We start from the raw sequence: 2,938 nt of genomic DNA, 5'->3' as shown, positions 1-2,938 counted from the left end.
AAGGTGCGCGCGCTGCGCTGCAAGTGCAGTGCCTGGTTGAAGGCGTCGCGCGCATCGTCGAGCGCCGCGGTTTCGAGCGCCGGCCACTGCCGGGCGCGCCTGATGAGCTCGACCGACCGTTCCCAGATGCCGCCGCACCCGGCGCGCTCGATGGTGTCGATGACCGAAGCGCGATCGTCGGCCGCGTCATGCGCCATCGCATCGAGGATGGCGACGTGGAGCTTGCGCAAATCCGAGTTGGCAAGGTCGAGGAATTCGACATGCGCGAAATTTTCGTCGATCAAGGCTGGATGGTTCACCAGCGCCACGATGATCGTCGCTTCGCGCACCGACATCATCTCGTTGCCTCGCTTGACCAGCGCCGACTGGCCGAGGCTTTCGGTGATCGCGATGCGACCGCCTCCGCCCTTCGCGAACTGTCCGCCGGGTGCCGCGGCCTTGCCCTGGCCGCGCTCGCCCGGCCGGCCACCATCCTGACGACCCTGCCTTGCGTCGCGCTGGGCGCCGAAGAAGCTCCGCACCCGCTCGCGCATCACCTGTTGGTATTGATAGCGCGTGCTTTCGTCGCGGATGCGGCTGGCGAGCTCTCCCACCGTCTTTTGCAGCCCCGCCCGTCGCTCCGGCGTGTCGAAGACACCGCCGGCCGTCTCGCGCATCCACAACAACTCGTCCAGCGGCCGCGCTTGCGAGAGCACGGCGCGGAACGCATCCGGCCCATCGGCCTTGACCAGATCGTCCGGGTCCTTGCCGTCGGGCAGCAGCGCAAAGCGCACGCGACGTTCCGGCTGGACCGAAGGCAGCGCCATGTCGGCCGCCCGCCATGCCGCTTTCAACCCGGCCTTGTCGCCGTCGAAGCACAGCACCGGCTCCGGCGCCATGCGCCACAGGAGCTCGAGCTGGTTTTCGGTGAGCGCCGTGCCGAGCGGCGCCACGGCGTTCTCGAAGCCGGCCTGCGCCAGCGCGATCACGTCCATATAGCCTTCGACCGCGATCACCGTGCCGCCCTTGGCCAATGCCTTGCGGGCGCGGGCGAAATTGTAGAGCACGTTGCCTTTGTGGAAGAGCTCGGTCTCCGGCGAATTCATGTATTTGGCCAGAGCGTCAGGCGCCAGCGCGCGACCGCCGAAGGCGATGATCTTGCCGCGCGAATCCGGGATCGGAAACATGATGCGGTCGCGGAACCAGTCATAGGAGACCGGGATGTCGTCGCCGTGCCGCACCAGACCGCAAGCCTCGATATCGGCCTTCGGCACGCCCTTGGCGGCAAGATGTTCCTTGAGCGCGTTGCGGCTGTCGGGCGCATAGCCCAGCCGGAAGGATTGCTGCGTCGCCGACGTCAGTCCGCGCTCTCTGAGATAGGCGCGCGCCTTGGCGCCTTCCGCGCCCTGCAGCCGCTCCTGGAAGAAGGCCGTCGCCATCTCCATCACGTCTGTCAGGCTGGCGCGTTCCTTCTCGCGCCGTTCCTCCCGTTCGTCCCGCACCGGCATCGGCACGCCGGCCATTTCGGCGATCTTCTCGACCGCCTCGGGAAAACTCATGCCGTCGAGCTCGGTGAGGAACTTGAAATGGTCGCCCGAAACGGAGCAGCCGAAGCAGTGATAGCGCCCCTTTTTGTCTTCGCAGTGGAAGGACGGGCTTTTCTCGCCGTGGAACGGGCAGCAGGCCCAGTAGTCGCCGCGCGACGCGTTGGTCTTCTTCCTGTCCCATGCGACACGCGCGCCGATGACCGATGAAATCGGCACGCGGTCGCGTATCTCGTCGAGGAAGGCAGGCGGAAAGCGCATCGGGAAACTCGTTTGCCCTCCATATAGTCGAGCCGACCGGGCGCGGCGACTCTGTCCCGCCTATCGTACCCGCTTTTCACAGACGAAAAGAAGGCGGCTCGAGGCCGCCTTCTTTCTGGATTTGAGGATTTTGTCCCGATTTACTGCGTGGCGATCGCGCCGAAGATGATGCCGGAGAGGATGCCGACCAGCACATAGTCGTTGCCGACGCGGATCCACTCCTGGCCGGGACCAGGGCGGCGCAGGCCGTAGCGGTTCCAGTCGCGGACCGGCTGGTGACGCTTCCAGTTGGAATATCTCTGGCCGTTGCGCCAATGGCTGCGCTTCACCACCTTCTTCTTGACGATCACACGCTTGTCGAAATGCCGGTCCGGCTTCTGCCAGTCGACCTGCGTGTAATTCGACTGCGGCGCGCTCGGCTGGGCGAGCGGCGCGGCCTGGCCGGAGAAGGCCGAGGCGGCCAGCATCGAGGCAGTGACGGCGGAAAGTACGAGACGCTTCATAGTCGGTTCTCCTTGGTTGTCGATGGGCGGAGGAATAGCCGCCAGTGGATGAACCGAAACTGAACATGAGAATTACAATTCTGTAATGGTTTCCGGTGCTTGCAAAAGCTGCTTCAACAAGACTCGGGATCTCCTCCGGCCATGTCGCTCCGGCATTGCGGCGTTGTGAGGCGAAGCGACGCGGCGGGCCGCACGCAACCAATATGCCGTCCGCCCATTTCCGACATGGTCCGTCGAGCCGAGACGATCATCACATCAGAAAAATCTATTACTCGGCTAACCTTAATTGGTGTATTCCCGCCTCGAAATGGCTAAGATACGTACCCTTCTCCGCGTCGCCAGAGCTGCCCCGCGAGGTCGGCTGTGAGCGGCTCCGTCGTCCTCCTGCACCTTGCCGGCGCGGTGGCGCTGATGCTGTTCGCCACCCGCATGGTGAAGACCGGTGTCGAACGCGCCTATGGCGACGTGCTACGCCACAGGCTGCGCGCCACCATGCGCAACCCGATCATGGCGGTGCTGGCCGGCTGCGGGCTGGCGGTCGCGCTGCAGAGCTCGACCGCGGTGACGCTGCTGGTCGGCTCCTTCGCTGGCGCGGGCATCGTTTCGGGCGCCGCCGGGCAATTGGCGGTGCGCGGCGCCGAGATCGGTTCG

2 protein-coding genes and 1 pseudogene are annotated in these 2,938 nt (G+C 65.2%); 1 reads left to right on the top strand and 2 read right to left on the bottom strand.

Features of this window, described 5'->3' with window-relative positions; all coding sequences use genetic code 11:
- Together dnaG and Q0L57_RS15880 are read right to left on the bottom strand one after the other, a co-directional pair.
- Nucleotides 1–1,784 (bottom strand): DNA primase (gene dnaG / locus Q0L57_RS15885; RefSeq protein ID WP_296744101.1); only part of this gene is annotated, 1,784 nt, incomplete at its 3' end.
- A 140-nt stretch (nucleotides 1,785–1,924) separates the two neighbouring features.
- Complete coding sequence (locus tag Q0L57_RS15880) at nucleotides 1,925–2,287, bottom strand: RcnB family protein (protein ID WP_296744100.1); 363 nt, start codon at nucleotides 2,285–2,287, stop codon at nucleotides 1,925–1,927.
- 363 nt (nucleotides 2,288–2,650) lie between these two features.
- Between Q0L57_RS15880 and Q0L57_RS15875 the strand changes: the two are divergent.
- Nucleotides 2,651–2,938 (top strand): annotated as a pseudogene (locus tag Q0L57_RS15875) (Na/Pi cotransporter family protein); the annotation flags it as partial.

The sequence above is a fragment of the Mesorhizobium sp. genome (assembly GCF_024509055.1).
GTDB lineage: Bacteria > Pseudomonadota > Alphaproteobacteria > Rhizobiales > Rhizobiaceae > Mesorhizobium.
This window is presented reverse-complemented; position numbering and strand designations above follow the sequence as displayed.

Coding starts and splice junctions, on each gene's coding strand:
- Q0L57_RS15880 (WP_296744100.1), bottom strand. CDS start 2,287: ATGAAGCGTCTCGTACTTTCCGCCGTCACTGCCTCGATGCTGGCCGCC.